Below are 19376 nucleotides of genomic sequence, written 5' to 3' on the forward strand. Positions count from 1 at the left end.
GGGTCAGGTGCTTTCCTTGTCGAGCCAGGGCTTCGTGACGCGCGGAGGGAAGGCCAGTCCGAAGTCCTCGGCGTCCAGGGACAAATTTGGGTTGTAGTAGGGGTCCTGCGCCAGACGATCGCCCCAGCGGCGGCGCATGTAATTGACCTCGCTCAGGAACCGCTGGACCTTGTCGGGCGCCGTGTCGGGGCCGCGCGACGCGGACTCCAGGTGGTACAGCTCGGCGAAGGGCGTCCATACGACCAGATAGCCCTGGTCGCGGATGCGCAGGCAGAAGTCCACATCGTTGAAGGCCACGGCCAGGTTCACCTCGTCCAGGCCGCCGACCTCGTCGAACACCGACCGGCGCATGATCAGGCAGGCCGCGGTGACGCAGGACAGGTCCTGCGTCAGCTGGGCACGGCTGAAATAGCCGTGGGCGTCGCGGGGCAGCCCCTTGTGCCCGTGGCCGGCCACGCCGCAGATGCCGGTGATGACGCCGGCGTGCTGGACGGTCCCGTCGGCGTAGTAGAGCTTGGCGCCGACCGCCCCAACCTCGGGGCGCAGCGCGTGGCTGACCATCTCCTTCAGCCAGTCCGCCCCCATCACCTCGATGTCGTTGTTGATCAGGCCGATCACCGAGCCGGTCGCCTGCGCGACGGCGAAATTGTTGATGGAGGAGTAGTTGAAGGGCGCCTCGTAACGCAGGATGCGCACCCGCGGGTCGTCCTTCAGCGTGTCGAAGTAGGCGAAGGTCTTCGCCTCCTCGCTGTTGTTGTCCACGATGACGACTTCGAGGTCGGGATAGTCGGTGCGCTGAAGCAGCCCGTCCACGCAGCCCTTCAGCAGGTCGACCTTGTCGCGCGTCGGCACGATCAGCGACACGCGGGGCAGCGGGTCGGGCAGGGCGTAGCGGATGCGGGTGAAGCGGTGGGTGGAGGGGGAGATTTCCACCGTGGCCTGGATGCCGCGCCGCTGGAAATGCTCGGTCAGAGCCCGATGGGCCGCCGCCGTGGCCCTCGGCAGATCGACCGTGGAGAAGGCGGCGGACTCCGCAAAGACCCGCCAGTGGTAGAGCACCGCCGGGATGTGGCGGATGCGCTCCGGTGTGGTGGCCTCGACCACGCGCAGGGTGAGGTCGTAGTCCTGGCTGCCCTCGAACCCCTCGCGGAAACCGCCGGCACGCTCGATCAGCGCGCGACGGAACACGCCGAGGTGGTTGACCATGTTCTGGCCGTGGAGCAGGTCGAGGTTGAAGCCCGACTTGAAATGCGGGTCGTACCGCCGGCCCGCGGCGTCGATCTTGTCCTCGTCGGAATAGAGGATGTCGGCGTCGGGATGACGGTTCAGTTCGGCCGCGACCATGTAGAGCGCGTGCGGAGTCAGCCGGTCGTCATGGTCCATCAGGGCGACGAACTCGCCGGACGCCAGTTCCAGAGCGCTGTTGCTGGCGGCCGAAATGTGGCCGTTCGCCGCCCGCCGGACCACCTTGATGCGGCGGTCGCGGGCCTGGTACTCGGCGAGCAGCGGGGCGACATGCGGCGCCGTGGAGGCGTCGTCGGCGATGCACAGCTCCCAGTCCGGGTAGATCTGGGCCAAGACGGAGTCCAGGGCCTCGCGCAGATAGGGCTCCGGCGTGTTGTAGACCGGCATGACCACCGAGATCAGCGGGCGCCGCGCCAGCCGCTCCATGTCGGCCCGGATGGCGGCAAGCTCCTCGGAGTCCAGCGTATCGTACAGCCGCACCCAGGTCGCGTAATCGGCGGCCCGGTCCCCCGGCAGCAGGTCCTGGGCGACCTGCTGCTTGGTCGCCTGCCAGCCGTGCCGCACGAACTGCGCCAGCAGGCGCCGCGGGTTGCGCCGCGCGTAGTCCAGCAGCAGGTGGGCCCGCCCGATTTCGCGGATCGTGAAGTCGGCGATCTCGAAGGACAGCGGCCGGGTGGCCGGGTCGAAGCGCAGGGCCTGGGTCTTTGGCGGCAGCAGGGCGAGCTGGGAGGTCTCGCCGATGGTGTCCACCGGCAGGCGGATCGCCGTCCGCTCGTCGAATCCCTGCCCGCCGTCCGCGTAGAGGAGGGGGGTGAGCGGGGCGGAGGCCCGCAGCACCTTGTAGGAAACGACGCACCAGCGGCTGGGCAGCCGCCCGAGGCTGGACCGCAGCAGGAAGGCGGGATCGCTTCCGGTGCTCTCGTAGCCGCCGCCGTCGGTGGGCTTCAGGTCGCTGTGCGGCACCAGCGTCATCCGGTGGACGCAGCGATGGTAGGCGCGGTTCAGCTCGTGGTAGATGCGGCCGCACTGGCGCACGGGGGCCGACATTTTCCAGGAGGTCGAGGCCAGGATGGTCCCGATCTGCTGCTCCCGCTGGGCCAGGAGATCGCGCAGCTCGTCGGCCGTCCTTTTCTGCGCAGCGATGTCCAGCTCCCGCTTGCGCAGGCGGCCCTCGGCGTCGGCGACGGCCCGGTCGCGGTCCGCGACCTCCTGTCGCAGCGACGCGACGGTGGCGCGCAGCGCCGCAAGCTCGTCCTGGGCCGCCTTGCGGTCGTCGGCGGCGGCAACCCGCAGACGCCGTTCCCGCTCCTCCATCTCCTGGATGGCCTCGCCCCGCACCACCCGCTCCCCCAGCCTCTGGAACAGCCGCCGGGTCGTGTCCAGGGCGTCGCCGCCCTCCGCCTGCGCGGCGAACAGCGCGCGCACCGCCTCGGGGAGGTCGTCCCCGACGCCGAGCACGCCGAGCCCGTGGCTGTGCGGGAAGGTGAAGGAAGGGTGCGCCGCCGACAGCTCCTCCCACAGCCGCCACACACCGAAGCCGTCGCGGCGCTCGGCGACGTCGTGGAACAGAACCACGCCACGGCGGCTCATCTTCGGCCGCCAAGTCTCGAAGTCGTGGCGCACCGCCTCGTAGCTGTGCAAGCCGTCAATGTGCAGGAGGTCGATCGAGCCGTCCGCGAAGTGCGGGACCGCCTCGTCGAAAGTCATGCGCATCAGGCGCGAAAAGGCGCTGTAACGGGGGTCATGGTACGCCGCGAAGGTCCGGTAAACCTCCTCGCCGTAATGACCGGCCTGCGGGTCGCCAATCCAGGTGTCGACGGCGGCGCAGGCCGTCGACACCCCGAGACAGTGCACCGCTTGGCAAAAGGCGGCGTAAGAATTGCCGCTGTGGGTCCCAAGCTCGACAAAACGCGCCGGTCGCAACGCGTCGATGATCCAGAAGGCGAAAGGCGTATGACCAAGCCAAGGCGACGGGGCTGTGACGAGATCAGGATCAAGCAGGCTGATCGGTCGGAACAGGCGGCCCGGATTATCATATCCCGGAACCTTCATGCACAAATCCACAGTCGCCTCTTGTCTTGCCTCGCCCGACACTGCAGCCGGAACTCCTGGGCTTGTCTGGAAATGACGAACAGGTATCCTTTAAGAAGAGGCGGGCTGTCAAACCCGATCGCCTCCGGGCCGCCCCCACTGGCTCAGCGACCGGCGGCAGAGTTACGCTGGCACACTTCAAAATGCAAGGTGGCCGCCCGCGTCCATGGCGGCGACCCTATGCCGTGGGCCGTCGCCATGGACGCGGGGCTTCTCAGGGACTGGTCACGTCGAAGGGAACGGGCTCCGTCCGCAGACCAGCCGCCGGATCCACCACCTCCAGCCAGTGCCGTCCCGGTGCGGCGATCCGATCGGCCGGAACCAGGGCCGAGACCACGTCGCCGGCCACCGCGCTCGCCAGCGGCACTCCGTCGAGCCGCACTTGGGCTGCGCCGCTGAGGCCAGGAACCGACAGCCAGAGCGCCGAACTGCCGTCGGGCTGCTGGTTGAACGGCACGTTGACCGGGGTCGCGGTCGGGCCATAGGCTTTGACCTTGGCGGTCCGACCCTGCCCCGCAGCCTGCTCCAGGATATAGGCTGAACCCCCGGGGATCGGGACGACGGTGCGGTAGCGCTCGCGCACGACGTCCATATAGCGCGCCGCCCAGACGACGAAGCGCGAAGCTTCCGTCTCGTTGGGCGCCCAGTCCTGGACGATGATGACCGGCGGCCGTACGGAGTCCGTCAACCCGATCGCTTGGTCGATCCAGCCCGGACGGATGTTCGGCGTGTTGTCGTCGACATAGTGCTCCTTGAACAGCATCCGCCGCTCCGCCATGAAGGCGTAGCCAGGGCAGTAGGGAACGCAGACGATGCGGTCATCCGGTCCCGAATTGGCGCGGATGATGCGGTTGATCGTCTCGTACTGCTGCTTTTCCGCCGTGGACACCATGACATCGATGCCGGGGTCGATGCTCATCCGCGCGTCGCGACCTTGCCGCTGGGCCAGGACGCCGACCCCCGGCACCTGGACGCCATGCAGGACGAAAAGCCCGGCCTGTGCCGCCAGAACGAACAAGGCGGCCCAGGAGGCCGCCCGCGCGGCGGCGTTCGTGCGGAGCGACAGCACGGACATCAACCGGACGGCGGCGACCGCGGCCAGCAGCAGATAGGCGTGCATGAAGGTCGCGAAGTGAATCCAACCCGGCCGGAAGAGGGCGAAGATCGGCCATTGACTGCCGGCGATCAACAGGACCGCCACGTTCAGGAGGTTTTCCCGCGCGTCGCCCGGACGCCGAATCCAGCGCCATGCGACATAGGCCGCGAAAGCGGCGAGGGCGAGCATGGTCGAATAGATCAGGAACGCGAAGACGCGGTCGCCGTTGTCGCTCCCGAACAGCGCGGAAACCGGCAGGATGCGCAGGAAGCCCGCGTCGGAGGTCGTGCCCCCGGCCATGTTCGACAGGCTCGGCGATTCCAGGATGAAGTAGGCGATGCGCCGCGGATAGGTCAGGTAATCGTCGAGGATAGCCGGCAGATACCCACGCAGGGAGGCGTGAATGAAAAGGGGCGCCATCGTCGCGGCGATGGCCGCCGCCATCAGGAGGCTGGAGCGCAGAAGGCCGAGCAGGCGCCCCACCCCCGTGCCGTCGGCATACCAGCAGCGCAGGACCAGAAGCCCCCAGAGGCAGAGCACGAAGAAATACCCGAAATCCGGCCGGAGCATGAAGGTGATGCCGACCGCCGCCGATGCTGCCAGCAACTCCGGCCCGCCACGCCCGACCGGAGCCCGCGCCAGCAACACCAAGGCGACCAGATTGAGGCCGAGGGACAGGGAACGCACCGCCGATGCGGTGAAGGGCGGCACCAGGATGAAGATGACCGCCACCAGCAGGGACACCCAGACCCGCCGGGTCGCGAGCCAGGTGCCAAGAAACAGAAGGCACGCAACCAGGCCTATGACAGCGTGGAGCGTCAGCAGAATCGCCGTGTAATTGACCCCGGTGACCTTGAACACGGCCACGCCGATCGCGTACCAGAGCACCCCATAGCCGACGAAGTCGCCGGGAACCGCACCACGATGGATTTCGTAGACGGTTTGCGCGTAGGAGCCGACATCGCCCCATTCAAATCCATAATTGAAGGACAACCCAAACACCAAAGCCGACGCAGCGGCTACAATTAACAAGGAAATTAGAATTTTCATCTTGTTAATAAATGCAGAATCACGAAACGATACGGCCTTGATCATGGCTCACCCTGAAAAAACGCCAGAAGATGCTTGCCAACTCTGTTGGGACTTATCTGAAAATTGGGATAATCGACGCCCGTCATACATCGGCGGTGCAGAAAAGAACCAGGATCGGCTCACGCTCCGATCGGGGGGTTCTACCTTTCTTTCAGGCGCCCTTCAACCGTGGCTTCTGCGTCGAGACGGGCTGAAACGGCCTCCGTATCCGGTCCATGTTCCACGCTCCGGATGCCCGATGCCTTGCCCGATGCCTTGGTTGATCGACTGTTGCCGATGCCCGTATAGTATCCGGCCGTCAGACTTGGATGAACGTCGCTATGCGCAACTTCTGTAGGCAATGGGCCTTTCGCACCATGCGCACATCCGCATGACGACGGGGGCCGGCACACCAGAGCCTTGCCCGGCCTGTGGTTCGACGCAAGTTGACGCGCTGCCGATCCCTATCGCGGATCGCGCCATGCTGAGCGATGGGCGCATCCATTCCTGTCCCCTCGACAAGCTGCGCTGCACCGCTTGCGGCCTCATCCGTCACAGGCACCGCCTGAGCCCCGAGGGGGTCGCCGCCATTTATGACCACGATTACAGCCTGCCTGCGATGACCGGCACCGCGGAGGACGCACGCGGGCGGGCTTACGCCGACGTGATTGCCAACGCCATCATCCCCCTCGGACCCGGCGCACGCCTGCTCGACGTCGGCTGCGGATCTGGCGCCATGCTCTCGGCCCTGCTTGCCGAAAACACGTTCATCCACGCCGTCGGCATTGATCCCGCTCAACCACAGCCCCGCACCGGCGCGGGTGGCAGGCTGCGGCTGCGGCGCGGCTTTCCGGAACAGCTTCTGGACGGCCGCGAAACCTTCGATGCCGTCGTATCCATCAACACCATCGAGCACGCGGCCGATCCGGTTGCGTTCCTGGCGACCCTCAGGCGTCTTCTGCGGTCGACCGACCGAAGCCCTTCCAGCAGCGTCGCGGTGATCTGTCCGGCAGCTACGCCAGCCGGCAACGAACTCCTCTTTTTCGATCACCTGTGGACCATCACGCCCGCGGCCATGGCATGCTTCACGGCCAAGGCCGGCTTGCGGCTCCAGGCCCATCGCCCTTTGAGCGGATCGCTTGCGGGTTTTCAGTTGTTCGTCCTGGCCGCCGACGCCACCATTCGCGAGACCGGGCCGACCAACGCCGGCCGGGATGCAGCCATGCCGGACAACGGGACGTCAGACAATGGGACGGCTGGCGATGCGGCAGCCTATCTCCAGGCTTGGCGCACTCTCGATGACCGTTTCACCCACGACATCCTGCGGCTTGGGCGGCCGGTTCAGATGTTTGGTGCGGGACAGATGGCCGCGCTCCTGCGCGCTTACGCACCACGCAGTTGGGCATGCGTCGAGCGGCTCGTGCTCGACCGCCCCTCGGAAGCCTGGCCGCTCGACCGGGTGGTCGCCCCGTACGCCGTCGACGACCACGCATCCGGCTGGGCCACGCTTGTCGCCGTGCATCCGGCGGCCCAGGGCGCCGTCGCCGCCAGGATACTCGCCGATGGCGGCCTGCCTTTGACCCTGCCCCCGTCGATCCGCCATTGATCCAGGAGACGATATGACCGGACACATCACCCAGAGCTACGGGATCCGGGAACGCGTCCCGGTGGAAAACCCGGTCGATGCCGCGATCGAATCCCTGCGGACGCTCGGCTATGCCCTCATCGACGGCGGGTACGACGAGACGGAGCTTGCCGCTTTTTCCCAAGCCTTCGACGCCGCCCATGCCGCCGCTCATGCAGCGGCCGGCGGCCGCGAGACGCTCGAGCCCATCGACGAGCACAACACGGTTCGCGTCCCCTTCGCTTACGACCGCCGCCTGCTCGCCCTCGCGCTCAACCCGCGGATCAGGGAAATCGCTGCTCGGCTCATCGGCGGCTATCAGGTCCTCTCGCAGCAGAACGGCGTCATCAACCCGCCCGATTTCCAGACCTACAACCAGGCGGCCTGGCACCGGGACCTTCCGTACCAGCACGTTGTCTTCTCACGTCCATTGGCGATCAACGCCCTGTTCTGCCTGGACGAATTCACGACCGACAATGGGGCGACGTTGGTCCTGCCGGCCACCCACAAGCAGGAGGAATTCCCGTCGGAACAGTTTGTCGGACGGTGCGCCATCCAGGTGACGGCGCCGCGGGGATGCTACATCGTCCTTGATTCGATGATCTTCCACACCGGCGCCACCAACCGCACGCCGGTTCCACGGCGCGCCGTCAACAACGTCTATGTTTCCCCCATCCTTCGCCAGCAGATCGATTTGCCGGCCTTCCTCGGGGAACATTTTACGGACGATCCCGATCTGCGCCGCCTGCTCGGCTACGAGGTGGCGACGCCACGCTCCGACGCCGAGTATTTTGCGGAACGGCGCCGGAAGCTCCAGGGGTGATCACCCATGGCATCGGCGGGCGCTGCGCCCGCCGTCACTCCTCCAGGATCGCCAGGCCGAAGCCCTCGCGCCCGTAGCCGTTGCCGTTGTACAGCATGTAGCGGCGGCCCGCGTGGTCGAAGACGCAGGGATAGGTCCGTTCCGAATCCTCCCAGGATTCGGGCGTGCCGACGAAACGCAGGTCGTCGTGCCGCTCCCAGGTCTCCCCGTCGGTGGAGCGGGCGAAGCCGAGCGCATAGCCGGGCCGGCGCCGTGCGTACCACATCGACAGCGTGCCGTCCGGCTCCCGCAATACACAGGGGCGGGACACCGCGAATTCCTGGGGATCGGCGGAGCCGGCGAGGCCGACGACCACCCGGTCGGACGGCGTCCAGGTCATCAGGTTGGCGGAGCGCGCCTCCTTCACCACATGGACCATCTGCAGCCCCTCCGCCCCCCAGGAGAGGTGCGAACCGAACCACATGCGCCAGCCGTCGCCGTCGCGGATCACCCAGGGATAGCCGACGGTGAGCGGGTTCTCCCGGCTGCGTCCAACGACCGGGACCGGCGAGGCGCACTCGAAAGCGCCGCCTCCTTCCGAGTCTCCCACGGCGGCACCGCCGACGGCCAGACCGATGAAGTTGGTGAACGGCACGGTTCGGAGGACCGTCCAGCCGAGGTAGAAGCCGTACAGCCGCCCGTCCCACGGAACGACGCAACCCATGGTGACGCCGTCCGCGTCGAAGGCGCCCCGCGCTCCCGGCGACAGCAGCGGACCGCGCGGCGGGCCGAGCGTCTCGAAGCGGTCGCCGTCCAGACCGATGTCGACCGCTGCGACGGAGGAGCGGTTGTGCGCGTCGCGCACGGAAAAGAAGACCCGTATCCGGTGACCGGACAGCGGCAGCACCGTTGGATAGCTGGCGTGGCTGGCGGCCCAGGCCCCGATGCCGTGGGAGCCGGCGGCAGGCCCGCTCTGCACGCGCCCCAGCGGCCGCCAGACGTTCCGAAAGGGAAGATTCGCCATGCTGCTCAGTGCTCCCGGCCTGGACGCGGCGTCAGATGGACTTGAGACGCGTGCTTTTGACCCGCCGTTCCTGCGTGTGGTCGGCCACCATGTGGACGCTTTCGGGGGCGGTGTCCTTGATGATCAGCCCGCCGGCGCCGACCAGCGTGAAGTCTCCCAGCGCGACGTGGTCCCGAATCGTCGCGTTCACCCCAACGAAGCAGTTCGCGCCGACCCGCACGCCGCCGGACACCACCACGTGGGACGTGATGAATGCGTTGTCGCCGATGCTGCTGTGGTGCCCGATGTGGTTGCCGCTCCACAGCGTGACGTTGTCGCCGATCGTCACGAAGGGCTGGATGGTGTTGTCCTCCAGGATGAAGGCGTTCTCCCCGATGCGGTCGGTGTAGACCGTCGCCCGTGGGCTGACGTAGCTGGCGAGCCGGTAGCCGAGCGCCTTCAGCGCCGCGCATTTGGCGGCCCGCAGCCGGTTCATCGACTGATAGGACAGCGCCACGAAGGCGTCGTGGCGGTCGGGCGGAAAGCGCGCCGCCACCTCCTCCAGGGCGACGAGGGGACGGCCGAACCGTTCGTCCCCGTCGCGGTAGGCGGCGTCCACGACGAAGGCCACGACCTCCCGGTCGGCTTCCCGCGCGAAGTAGAAGTCGGCGAGTTCGGCGATGTCGCCGGCACCGAAGACGACGATGGGCCTCATGGGGTTTCCTTCGGTGCGGTGCGGACCAGAACCGTGAACTCGTACAGGCCGTAGTCGTGCCTCAAAGCCACATGGCGCCCGAACCGCCCGATGCACCAGTCGAGCATCTTCGACGGCGAGGCGTAGTAGAGCCTCGGGTCCATGCGGTCGCGGTCCGAATAGGCGGTCAGAAGGTTGAAGGCGATGCCACGCCGGGCCCGTCCCGCCATGGTCTCGATGGTGCCGCGGACGAACGGGCGCCAATCGTCGTCCGGAACGTCGAAGCGGACGTTGAAGATGCCGCTGGCGACGATGTAGTCGGCCTCAGCTGGAGCGTCGCCCTCGTCGAATTGCACGTCGTCCAGGCCGGCCTGGACGGTGCGCGCCGTCCGGACCATCTCGGCGGAAATGTCGTAGCCATGGTACGGATTCGCCCGCCCGGTGCGCCTCAGGTGGGCGGCCAGGGCACCGTAGCCGCATCCAAGCTCCGCGATGGTCCCCGAAGGGTCGTCGCCGACCAGATCCAGGAGGCGGGCGAAGCGCAGTTCCTGGCTGCGCTCGTCCCGCCAGTCCACGCCCCGGGCCGTGGCGCCGTGCGCCGCCAGCTTGCCGTCGTAATAGTCCGCGATGCGGTGGAGCAGAGGGGAGCGCGTCATGGCCGGATCTCCTCCAGGGCGGGGCTGACCCGATGGACCGAGGCCACGATGGCGCGCGGCCGCCGTTTCACCTCCAGGAAGATCGTCCCGATGTAAATGGCCAGCAGGCCGTTGACGAAGGTCAGGAAGCCGCAGAACAGGACCAGCGCCACCATCACCGACGTCCAGCCCGGCACCCCGATCCCGGTGATGAAGTAGCGCGCGAGCAGGGCGAAGATGGCGACCAGGGCGCCGACGCTGACCAGGATGCCCGCCAGGAACACCCCGATGAGCGGTGCGATGGAGAAGGACGTGATCGCCATCAGGAACAGGCGCAGCAGCTTCTTGACCGTGTAGGAGGTCGGCGAGCGCGAGTCCTTGTGGATCGGAAACGGGACTTGGCGGAATCCGGCCACGTGCATGATGCCGACCAGAAAGATCTCCCGCTCCTCGAAGGAGAGCAGCGCATCGACATAGCGCCGCGTCATCAGCCGGGCCGTCGCGACGTCGCGCGGGAAATCGAGGTCGCTGAGGATGTCGAGCAGGCGGTAGAAGCCGTTGCGGCAGGCCTGGTAGAGCGGGTTGCCCTTCGGCCGGCTCTGCACCCCGTAGACCACCTCCGCCCGCTTCCCGACCAGCACTTGGTGGAACTCCACGGCCCAGAGCGGGTCTTCCTCGAGGTCGCCGTCCATGACCATGACGAGGTCGCCCGTGGCGATGCCGAGTCCCGTCCACAAGGCCTTGTGCTGCCCGAAGTTCCGCGACAGATCGACGACGACGATGTGGGGGTCGCGCTCGGCCAGAGCGAGCGCGACGTCGAGCCCGTCGTCGGGAGACCCGTCGTTGACGAACACGACCTCATGCTCGAAGCCCAGCCGGTGGGCGGCTTCCGCAGCCCGTTCGGCAAAGGGCTCGATGTCGCCAGCGGTGCGATAGATGGTCGTGACAAAGGAAAGTTTCACGGAGATGCGACCTCGGCAAGGGGGCGGCAGTGGGCGGCAGCATCGGGGCCGAGCGCGAACAGGACGTCGATCACCGAAACCGCGTGGTCGAAGGCGGGGCCGCGCTGCGAATAGACCGGATAGGGTCCATAGTCCATCCAGTCCACCGCAACCCCCATTTCCTCGAAAGGGGCCTCATCCAGGTAATCCCGCGCCGACGGTCCTGACAGGTAGCGGGTGGCGCCGACCTTGCGGCAGATATCCAGGAGCCGGTCCCCGCGCCGGCCCTGCGCGTCGAGCGCCCGGTCGCGGACGATCCTCGTCGCAAGGCCGAGCCGGCGCATCAGCGCGGTGAGGAACAGCTCGTTCACCTCCGTCAGGAGCGTGAGGCGGTCCGCCTGCTCGTACAAGGCCTTGAGAGCGGGCGCCTCATCGGCGAAGAAGGGCGCGCGCCGGTAGGCGAGTTCGATGGAGCGCCAATGCTTTTCAGCCCAGGGCTCGGCGAAGCCGACCTCCTCGATCGGCTGCTCGAAGCGCGACTTCGTCACGACCGGGATGGTCAACCAGATCGGCCCATCCGGCGTCATGATGCGGTTGCGGTTGTGCCAGTGCCTTTTGGCGTACTGGGCGCCGTCCAGGATGACGTGAAGATCGGTCCGCCCGACCAGATCGAAGAAGCCCTTCCATGGGATATAGCAGGACTGGATGATTGAAACCTTCATCGGCTCCCCGTTGATCGGCGCGCGGCGTCGCTCTGGCGGTACCAGCGGCTCCGATGGTATGAAGCCAACGGTTCCGGGCGGGTGGGCAACCCGTCCGTCGGCAAATCCCTGGCCATCCTCCAGGCCATCTCCCAGTTTCCCTCCCAGGTCAACTCCATGCCCCATTACTTCTTCATCGCCGGCACGTTGTTCCTTACCCTGTACGGCCAACTGATCATTAAAGCCCGGGCAGGGGTGCTGGCAAGCAACGAGAGCGGAAACGCCGGTTCCTACCTCCTGCGCATGCTGCTCGATCCGCTGGTCATCAGCGGCTTTGCCGCCGCCGGCTTGGCGGCCCTGTGCTGGATGCTGGCCGTGCGCTCGCTCCCCGTCGCCTATGCCTATCCTTTCATGGCTCTGAGCTTCGTTCTGGTGCCAGGCGGGGCCGTTCTGTTCCTGGGCGAGACGATCAACGCGATGCAGATGGTCGGTTTGGTCCTGGTTGTCCTCGGGGTGGCCATCAACGCGGTGTTCCGTTGACCGCGCGCGTCATGCCGGGAGGAGGGGCCGCTCTGGGCCGCCGTTTGTGTCCGGCCTGCGCCATGTCGCATCCCATCCTGCACGGAGAGCCCCTGTGGCCGGCGGATTGGCGTTGCCCCGCCTGCGGCCACGGCGTTGCGGTGACCGACGGCATCCCGTTGTTCGCACCGGAACTGGCCGACACGGTGTCGGGAATCGACCCGGCCGGCTTCGAGGCGCTCCGGGTTCAAGAGGACAGGCACTTCTGGTTCCGCACCCGCAACCGTCTTCTCGCCGGGCTCATCGACCGTTTCTTCCCGCAGGCGCGGAGCTTCCTGGAGGTCGGCTGCGGCAACGGAGCCGTTCTGGAGGCCGTGGGCCGGCTGCGTTCCTGGGACCGGCTGGTGGGAAGCGAACTGCATCCGTCCGGACTGATGCATGCCCGCGCACGCCTCGGCGCCACGACCGAGTTCCTGCAGATGGACGCGCGCCGGATACCGGTTCGGCACGCCTTCGATCTGGTGGGGGCCTTCGACGTGATCGAGCATGTGGAGGAGGATGAGGCCGTTCTGGCCGAGTTGGCCGGTGCCGCCACGCCGGGTGGCGGCGCGATCGTCACGGTTCCCCAGCATCCGTTCCTGTGGAGCGAGACCGACCGGATTGCGCATCACGTGCGCCGCTACCGGCGCGGCGAGCTTGAGAGGAAGCTGGGCGCGGCCGGCTTCGAGATCGTCTTCTCGACCTCCTTCGTCGCCTTGCTTCTGCCGCTTCTTCTCGCATCCCGCCTGCTGTCCGGCCTGCGCCCGGCCGGGCGCGCCACCCATACGGCGGAATTCGCGATTTCTCCAGCGGCAAACCGTCTGCTGGGCGCCGTCACCGATGCCGAGGTGGCGCTGTCGCTGCGCGGTGCCCGCTGGCCCGCCGGCGGAAGCCGCGTGGTGGTTGCCCGTAAGCGCCCTTGAGCGGATGCCGCAGCCATCCGGCCGTCAGAGGATGGCCTCGATGTGGTGGCTGACGCGCTCGATGACGCGGTCCAAGGCGTTGCCCATCTTCGGGTAGAGCGGCAGCCGGAACAGCCGCGCGCTGATGTCCTGCGTTACCGGCAGGTCCCCGCACGCCCTGCCGAAGCGCTCTCCGGCAGGGGCGGAATGAAGCGGGACATAATGGAAGGGCGCGTGGATCTCGTCCTTCAGAAGGCGGGCGATCATCTCTTGGCGCGCCTCCAGGCTCGGCATCAGGAGGTAATAAAGATGGGCGTTGTGCGTGCAGTGCGGCGGCACGAAGGGAAGCCCCACACCACGACGCCGGTAGCCGGCGAAAGCAGCATCGTAGCGCGTCCAGTTTGCCATGCGCTCGGCCTGGATGACGTCGGAGCGCTCCAACTGGCCGTAAAGGAACGACGCGATCAGTTCGCCCGGCAAGTAGGAGGAGCCCACATCGACCCAGGTGTATTTGTCGACCTGCCCACGGAAGAACTGTTTCCGGTTGGTGCCCTTGTCACGGATGATCTCGGCCCGGTCGGCGTAGGTGCGATCCCGCAGAAGCAGGGCGCCGCCCTCTCCCGAAATGATGTTCTTGGTCTCGTGGAAACTGAAGGTCGCCAGGTCGCCGATGGCTCCGGCCGATTGCCCCCGGTATCTGGAGCCGAAGGCGTGCGCCGCGTCCTCGACCACGGCCAGGCCGTGACGGCGGGCAATGGCGCAGATCGCGTCCATCTCGGCCACCACGCCGGCGTAGTGGACCACGCAAATGGCCTTGGTGCGGGGGGTGATGGCGGCGTCGATCAAGGCCTCGTCGATGTTCAGGGTGTCGGGACGGATGTCCACGAACACCGGCACGCCCCCCCGCAGCACGACGGCGTTCGCGGTCGAGACGAAGGTGAAGGACGGCATGATGACCTCGTCGCCCGGCCTGACGTCGAGGAGGATCGCGGCCATTTCCAACGCAGCCGTGCAGGAATGAGTCAGCAAGGCGGCCTGAGCGCCGGTGAACTCCGACAGCCAACCATGGCACAGGCGTGTGTAATGCCCATCCCCGGCCAACTGGCCGCGGTCAATGGCATCCCGTATCCGCTCGAGCTCGCGGCCTGCGGCAACGGGCAGATTGAAGGGAACCTTCATCGGTTGAACATCCTCATCGCTGCCGCGCAGCAACGGGGACGGATTGCGGTTCCCTCCGTTGCTGTCATGGGCTCCGCGGCCACCCCGCGTTTCCCGTGTATAGCTTGTCCCAGTGGGCGTTCCCACCTTTTCGAAAGCACTGTTGTTCGAGACGCCATGCCGACAATGCGCCGACGGTACGCCTCATCCGGCCGCATCAGACGACGTCGGCAAACCCCCTGCGGGTCTTCGTGAACCAGACGTAGCCCAGCCAGGCGATGACCCAGGCGGCCAGCATGGACAAGCCCCAATCAACCGGGGAGGGGATGCGGCCCCAGAACAGAAGGTCTTTCGACTGTTCCAGGATCGGGGTCAACGGATTGAGATGGATGAAGACGCGGAACCGCTCCGGCACCGCCGACACCGGATAGAAGATTGGGCTGAGAAACATCAGCATCGTGATGCAGACGCCCACCACCTGCCGAATGTCGCGCAGGAACACGCCGGCCGAAGCCAGGAACCAGGACAACCCCAGGGCTGTCAGGGACAACGGCGCGATGACCAGCGGCAGCAGCAACACGGTTGCCGGGGGCAGGCCCAGGAACAGCAGGTGGAACAGCAGCAGGATGACCAGCCCGATCGCGGCGTTGACGAGCGCCACCGCCAGAACGGTGACGGGTAGAATCTCCAACGGAAAGACCACCTTCTTGATATAGCTGGCGTTCTCCAGCAACAACCCGGGCGCGCGGCTGACGCAATCGGACAGGATCGTGAACAGAATGAGGCCGGAGAAGAGAAGCAGAGCGAATTGCGGGCTGCCGCTGTCGCCGGTTCCCCAGCGGGCCTGGAAGACCGTCGTGAAGACGAAGGTATAGACGCCCAGCATGAGCAAGGGGTTGATGACCGCCCACAGCATCCCCAGCAAGGACCCCCGGTAGCGTGCCGTCAGTTCCCGCTTGGCCAAACGCGCAATCAAGCGCCGGTGATGCCAGATGGTGCGGAACATGGCGGATGGACCGGCGCCGAACCCCGCGCCCAGAGGATTCGCAGAGGGCGTGCTCAACAAGTTTCAAAATTCCCTTGCTTCGGTGAGGGGACCATAGCGGTCGCCGCCATCCTGTTCAATCATGTTCCAAAACGGGCCCGGCCACGTTCCACGGACGGCCTTCAGCCTCCGGCCGCGTCCCGCAGAGCCCCGACCAGTTGTGGCGCGGTGACGGACAGCGCGTAGCGCTCTTCGACCAGCCGCCGGCCCGCCGCCCCCATGCGGGTGCGCAAGTCCGGGTCGGCGGCCAGCCGGCCGAGGGCGTCGGCCCAGGCGTCTTCGCCGTCGGCGAGAAAGCCGTTCACCCCATGCCGCACGAGGATGGTGTTGACGCCGACCGGGGAGGCGACGACCGGCCGGCCGGCCGCCATGTACTGGATCAGCTTGTAGCCGCACTTGCCGCGTTCCCAGGGGCTGTCCGGCAGGGGCATGATGCCGATGTCGAAACGCCCCAATTCGCTGGTTTCGCTGTCCTCGCGCCAGGGCACGCAGTCCGCCGGCACCGGCAGGACGAGGTCCGAGGCCCCGATAACCCGCAGCCGCAGGGCCGGCCCGAGACGGGCGAGCGCTCCGCCGACCATGCCGAGATAGCGCGCTGTGGATGGCGAGCCGATCCATCCCACGGTCGTCAGGCCGGCTTCGCCGGGGAAGGGAAGCAGCGGATAGCGCTCGGGCTCCACCACCGTCGGCAGGAGGCGGACATCGCGACAGCCGGCACCGCGCGCCCAATCGGCGAGGTAGGGGTTGCCGGCCAGAACGATCCGCGCGTTGCGGGCGAGCGTCGCGAACTTGCCGCCGAGCAGAGCCCGCACCGGTGCCAGCCGGTGGCCGGCGTAGCGCTCGAACCAAGCGTCGTCGATGTCCATGACGTAAGGGATGCGGCCAAGCCCCGCCGCGGCCTCCGCCTTGAAGGGCAACCAGGGCAAGGCTTCCTTTTCCAGCCACACCACGTCGTGGCGCCGCACACCCCGGAGAACCGCCAAGCGCCGGGCATAGGCCGCGGCGATGCGCGCCCGGTCGGCAGGCTCGCCACCATAAAGCCTGCGCAGGTAATCGTCGTCGAGCAATGGGGCTTCGGCCACCTGGAGGCCCGCGTCGCGCAGGGCCGGCAGATAAGCGAGGAAGCGCAGACGGCTGCTCGCGCCCAACCGGCCGTAGCGGGTGAGCATCAGAACCGAGGGACCGGTCACCGCGACCGACCCGGGTGTCGTCCGTTCCGTTGGGCGCAACGCTTTGCCGTCATCTGGTTCGGCCTGTTGGGAGGCGGCCGGAAAGCCCGGTGAAAGCCGACGGTGGAAGGCTCGTCGTGACCGGGCGGACAGGAAGGACGCTTGGAGTCTTGTCGCGTCCCTCCGCAGTGGGGTCAGCGCATGAGCTGCGTCATCTTGCGTTCCGGAATCGGCGGAGGCGAGGGGTGCAGGAGAAGCCCATGCTCCTCCACCTCGACCCGTGCATCGGGATAGACCGCGAGCGCCAGTTGCAGCGCCTCGATGAAGCGCTTCCGGAAATCGCGCAGCCGGGCGTAGCCGGCGCCGAACTGCTCGAACACCGCCGGCCAGGTGATGGTCGTGGCCTTGTTCAGGCTGTGCAGCCGGTAGGCCAGCCAGATGTAGATGTCGATGCTCGTGCTGTTGTTCTGGATGTGCCGCAGCGCCGGCTCCCAAATGGGCACCGGATGGGCCTTCAGTTCGCGGAAAAAGGCTTCGGAGAGGAGGACGCGGTCTTCCCACAGCGTGCCTTGCGGCGAATTGTGTTCCGACGAGAAATGGATGCCGCCCTTGACGATCGAGTCCTTCTCGAAGCCCAGGCTGTTGGCGTCCTCCCAGGCGAAGGTCAGATTGCAGGCGGCGATGCGCGACGCCTGTTCTCGGATGTCGCGATAGGTTTGCCCGCCCACCGACAACCCCATGCGGTCCAGCCAATCGTGCATGCTGCGCCCCAGCTCGACCTCGCGGCTGTCGGTCTGGAGGGCACGGGTTTGCAGATAGAGCAGGATCATCCGCGCCCGGCTTCCGTACGGAACGCCGTAGAGCTTGAAACCACCGCCGCGCACCGGCAGTCGACCGGGCTCGATCAGCAGACGAATCCGGTGACCGCGCCGCTCCCAGGGTTGGTCGTCGGGCAAACGGCGATGGGGAAGGGCGGTCAAGGCAAAACCTGAATAGGTAATGCCAAGCTCCTGCCGTTCCTCTTCCAAGACCGCCGCAGCGATGTCGACCAGCGAGCGCTGCTCCGGATCGCTCTGGAGTGCTTTCGCCTGCTCGCGGCCCACCTGACTGATCAGGCGATGCAACTGGCCCATAGCGCGCTGTTCTCGCCGTTTGTTCCAGGTCAACTTAGGTTTCGATCCATAACACGGCAGGTTGATGGCGGCAATTTGGAATCTTGTCGCGCAGACTATTTGTAAGGTTACTAGATTTACCTATTTGTTTGAGCGACAAGACTCCAGTAGAGAATCGCGAGTCGCGCGACAAGAGTCCAGGAATCCCGCGACAACATTCCAGTGGATAACCCGTTCCACCTGTGGAAGCTTGGGGTGACGCGACAAAACTCCAGATTTCGCCTTGCGAATCGTGGGTTTGCAGCGAATCGGGGATGACGCGAGTCGCCGGGCGACTCGTCCCGGCCATGATTCCGCCATTGCCAGGCCCTGGCTTGGACGTGGCGGGGGGCGTTTCCCATGCGGCGACGCGGTCGGAGGGATGGAGGGGAGCCGGCCGGGCGCGACGGATCGGATGGGGGCGCGACAAGACTCCAACCTCGCGGAGCCCGCCCGTGCCCGGTGTCAGGTGAAGAAGCGGCGGCGGAAATCGTCGATCGTGCGCGCCAGCCCGTCGCGCAGCGGCACCGCCGGTTCCCAGCCGAGCAGGGCCTTGGCCTTGGCGATGTCGGGGCGGCGCTGCCGGGGATCGTCCTGGGGCAGCGGGCGGTGTTCGATGGCCGAGCGCGAGCCGGTCAGCGCGATCACCTGCTCGGCGAGTTCCAGCATGGTGAATTCGCCGGGGTTGCCGATGTTGATCGGGCCGGTGATGGCGGCGTCGGAGTCCATCAGCCGCAGCATGCCGTCGATCAGGTCGTCGACGTAGCAGAAGGACCGCGTCTGCGCGCCGTCGCCGTAGACGGTGATCGGCTCGCCCCGCAGCGCCTGCATGATGAAGTTGGAAACGACGCGGCCGTCGTTGGGGTGCATCCGTGGCCCGTAGGTGTTGAAGATGCGCATCACCTTGATCGCCAGCCGATGCTGGCGATGGTAGTCGAAGAACAGCGTCTCGGCGCAGCGCTTGCCCTCGTCGTAGCAGGACCGCGGGCCGATGGGGTTGACGTTGCCCCAATACTCCTCCGGCTGGGGGTGGACGGCGGGGTCGCCGTAGACCTCGCTGGTCGAGGCCTGGAGGATGCGGGCGTTCAGCCGCTTGGCCAGCCCCAGCATGTTGATGGCGCCGTGCACGCTGGTCTTTGTCGTCTGCACGGGGTCGTGCTGGTAATGGACCGGCGAGGCCGGGCAGGCGAGGTTGTAGATCTCGTCCACCTCGACATAGAGTGGAAAGGTGACGTCGTGCCGGATCGCCTCGAAGTTCGGCTTGTTCAGCAGATGGGCGATGTTCGTGCGCGAGCCGGTGAAGTAGTTGTCCACGCACACCACCTCGTCGCCGCGCGCGAGGAGGCGCTCGCACAGGTGCGAGCCGAGGAAGCCGGCGCCACCGGTCACCAGGACGCGTCGATTGTAGCTGCGGATTCCGGCCATGCTGTCCTCCTGGGCGACGGTTCTCTGGCAATGCTTTTCCGGGCGGTTCGGCCCCTGGGGGAGGA

General features: G+C 66.8%; 16 protein-coding genes. 4 read left to right on the forward strand and 12 right to left on the reverse strand.

The genetic code is table 11. The features are described from left to right. Positions 1-3: 3 nt before the first annotated feature. Both FHW79_RS29015 and FHW79_RS29020 read right to left on the reverse strand, forming a co-directional pair. Entirely contained in the window at positions 4-3297 is a 3294-nt protein-coding gene (locus tag FHW79_RS29015) for a glycosyltransferase (RefSeq protein ID WP_183182124.1), read from the reverse strand. 253 nt (positions 3298-3550) lie between these two features. After that, the gene (locus FHW79_RS29020; protein ID WP_211108538.1) at positions 3551-5527 is read right to left on the reverse strand and encodes a hypothetical protein; all 1977 of its coding nucleotides are present in this window, start codon (positions 5525-5527) and stop codon (positions 3551-3553) included. Between the two features lie 457 nt (positions 5528-5984). Here FHW79_RS29020 and FHW79_RS29025 point away from each other — a divergent pair, with 457 nt between their 5' ends. Then, positions 5985-7109, forward strand: coding sequence for a class I SAM-dependent methyltransferase (locus FHW79_RS29025; protein ID WP_183182129.1), 1125 nt, complete (start codon positions 5985-5987; stop codon positions 7107-7109). Positions 7110-7122: 13 nt separating this feature from the next. Beyond that, positions 7123-7950 (forward strand): phytanoyl-CoA dioxygenase family protein, encoded by an 828-nt coding sequence (locus FHW79_RS29030; RefSeq protein WP_183182130.1) that lies wholly within the window; start codon positions 7123-7125, stop codon positions 7948-7950. A 34-nt stretch (positions 7951-7984) separates the two neighbouring features. Here the strand turns inward: FHW79_RS29030 and FHW79_RS29035 are convergent, their stop codons facing one another. The 5 genes from FHW79_RS29035 to FHW79_RS29055 are packed head-to-tail and all read right to left on the reverse strand — an operon-like array spanning position 7985 to position 11924. Beyond that, complete coding sequence (locus FHW79_RS29035; RefSeq protein WP_183182131.1) at positions 7985-8953, reverse strand: hypothetical protein; 969 nt, start codon at positions 8951-8953, stop codon at positions 7985-7987. Between the two features lie 31 nt (positions 8954-8984). Next, complete coding sequence (locus FHW79_RS29040) at positions 8985-9647, reverse strand: acetyltransferase (protein WP_183182132.1); 663 nt, start codon at positions 9645-9647, stop codon at positions 8985-8987. Next, positions 9644-10282 (reverse strand): class I SAM-dependent methyltransferase, encoded by a 639-nt coding sequence (locus FHW79_RS29045; RefSeq protein ID WP_183182134.1) that lies wholly within the window; start codon positions 10280-10282, stop codon positions 9644-9646. The genes FHW79_RS29040 and FHW79_RS29045 overlap by 4 nt, the downstream gene beginning before the upstream one ends. After that, entirely contained in the window at positions 10279-11223 is a 945-nt protein-coding gene (locus FHW79_RS29050) for a glycosyltransferase family 2 protein (RefSeq protein WP_183182136.1), read from the reverse strand. The genes FHW79_RS29045 and FHW79_RS29050 overlap by 4 nt, the downstream gene beginning before the upstream one ends. Further along, on the reverse strand, positions 11220-11924 hold the full coding sequence (locus FHW79_RS29055; protein WP_183182137.1) for a WbqC family protein: 705 nt from the start codon (positions 11922-11924) through the stop codon (positions 11220-11222). Before FHW79_RS29055 ends, FHW79_RS29050 begins: the two co-directional genes overlap by 4 nt. Before the next feature lie 81 nt (positions 11925-12005). On the opposite strand from FHW79_RS29055, the gene FHW79_RS33000 reads away from it, so the two are divergent. Together FHW79_RS33000 and FHW79_RS29065 are read left to right on the forward strand one after the other, a co-directional pair. After that, entirely contained in the window at positions 12006-12443 is a 438-nt protein-coding gene (locus FHW79_RS33000; protein ID WP_183182139.1) for an EamA family transporter, read from the forward strand. Positions 12444-12505: 62 nt separating this feature from the next. Then, positions 12506-13384, forward strand: a complete 879-nt coding sequence (locus FHW79_RS29065; protein WP_211108539.1) for a class I SAM-dependent methyltransferase — start codon at positions 12506-12508, stop codon at positions 13382-13384. 24 nt (positions 13385-13408) lie between these two features. Here the strand turns inward: FHW79_RS29065 and rffA are convergent, their stop codons facing one another. From rffA to FHW79_RS29090, 5 genes are all read right to left on the reverse strand, one after another. Beyond that, the gene (rffA, locus tag FHW79_RS29070) at positions 13409-14542 is read right to left on the reverse strand and encodes a dTDP-4-amino-4,6-dideoxygalactose transaminase (RefSeq protein WP_183182140.1); all 1134 of its coding nucleotides are present in this window, start codon (positions 14540-14542) and stop codon (positions 13409-13411) included. 196 nt (positions 14543-14738) lie between these two features. Beyond that, the gene (locus FHW79_RS29075) at positions 14739-15527 is read right to left on the reverse strand and encodes an ABC transporter permease (RefSeq protein ID WP_183182141.1); all 789 of its coding nucleotides are present in this window, start codon (positions 15525-15527) and stop codon (positions 14739-14741) included. A 161-nt stretch (positions 15528-15688) separates the two neighbouring features. Next, positions 15689-16756, reverse strand: a complete 1068-nt coding sequence (locus tag FHW79_RS29080; RefSeq protein ID WP_348984310.1) for a glycosyltransferase family 4 protein — start codon at positions 16754-16756, stop codon at positions 15689-15691. Positions 16757-16929: 173 nt separating this feature from the next. Next, a complete protein-coding gene (locus tag FHW79_RS29085; protein WP_183182174.1) occupies positions 16930-17868 on the reverse strand; it encodes a replication protein RepA in 939 nt (312 codons plus the stop codon). A 483-nt stretch (positions 17869-18351) separates the two neighbouring features. Then, positions 18352-19311 carry a UDP-glucuronic acid decarboxylase family protein gene (locus FHW79_RS29090; protein ID WP_183182143.1) on the reverse strand — a complete coding sequence of 320 codons (960 nt, stop codon included), beginning with the start codon at positions 19309-19311 and terminating at the stop codon, positions 18352-18354. Between the last annotated feature and the right edge of the window lie 65 nt (positions 19312-19376).

The organism is Azospirillum sp. OGB3 (genome assembly GCF_014192915.1).
Taxonomy (GTDB): Bacteria; Pseudomonadota; Alphaproteobacteria; order Azospirillales; family Azospirillaceae; genus Azospirillum.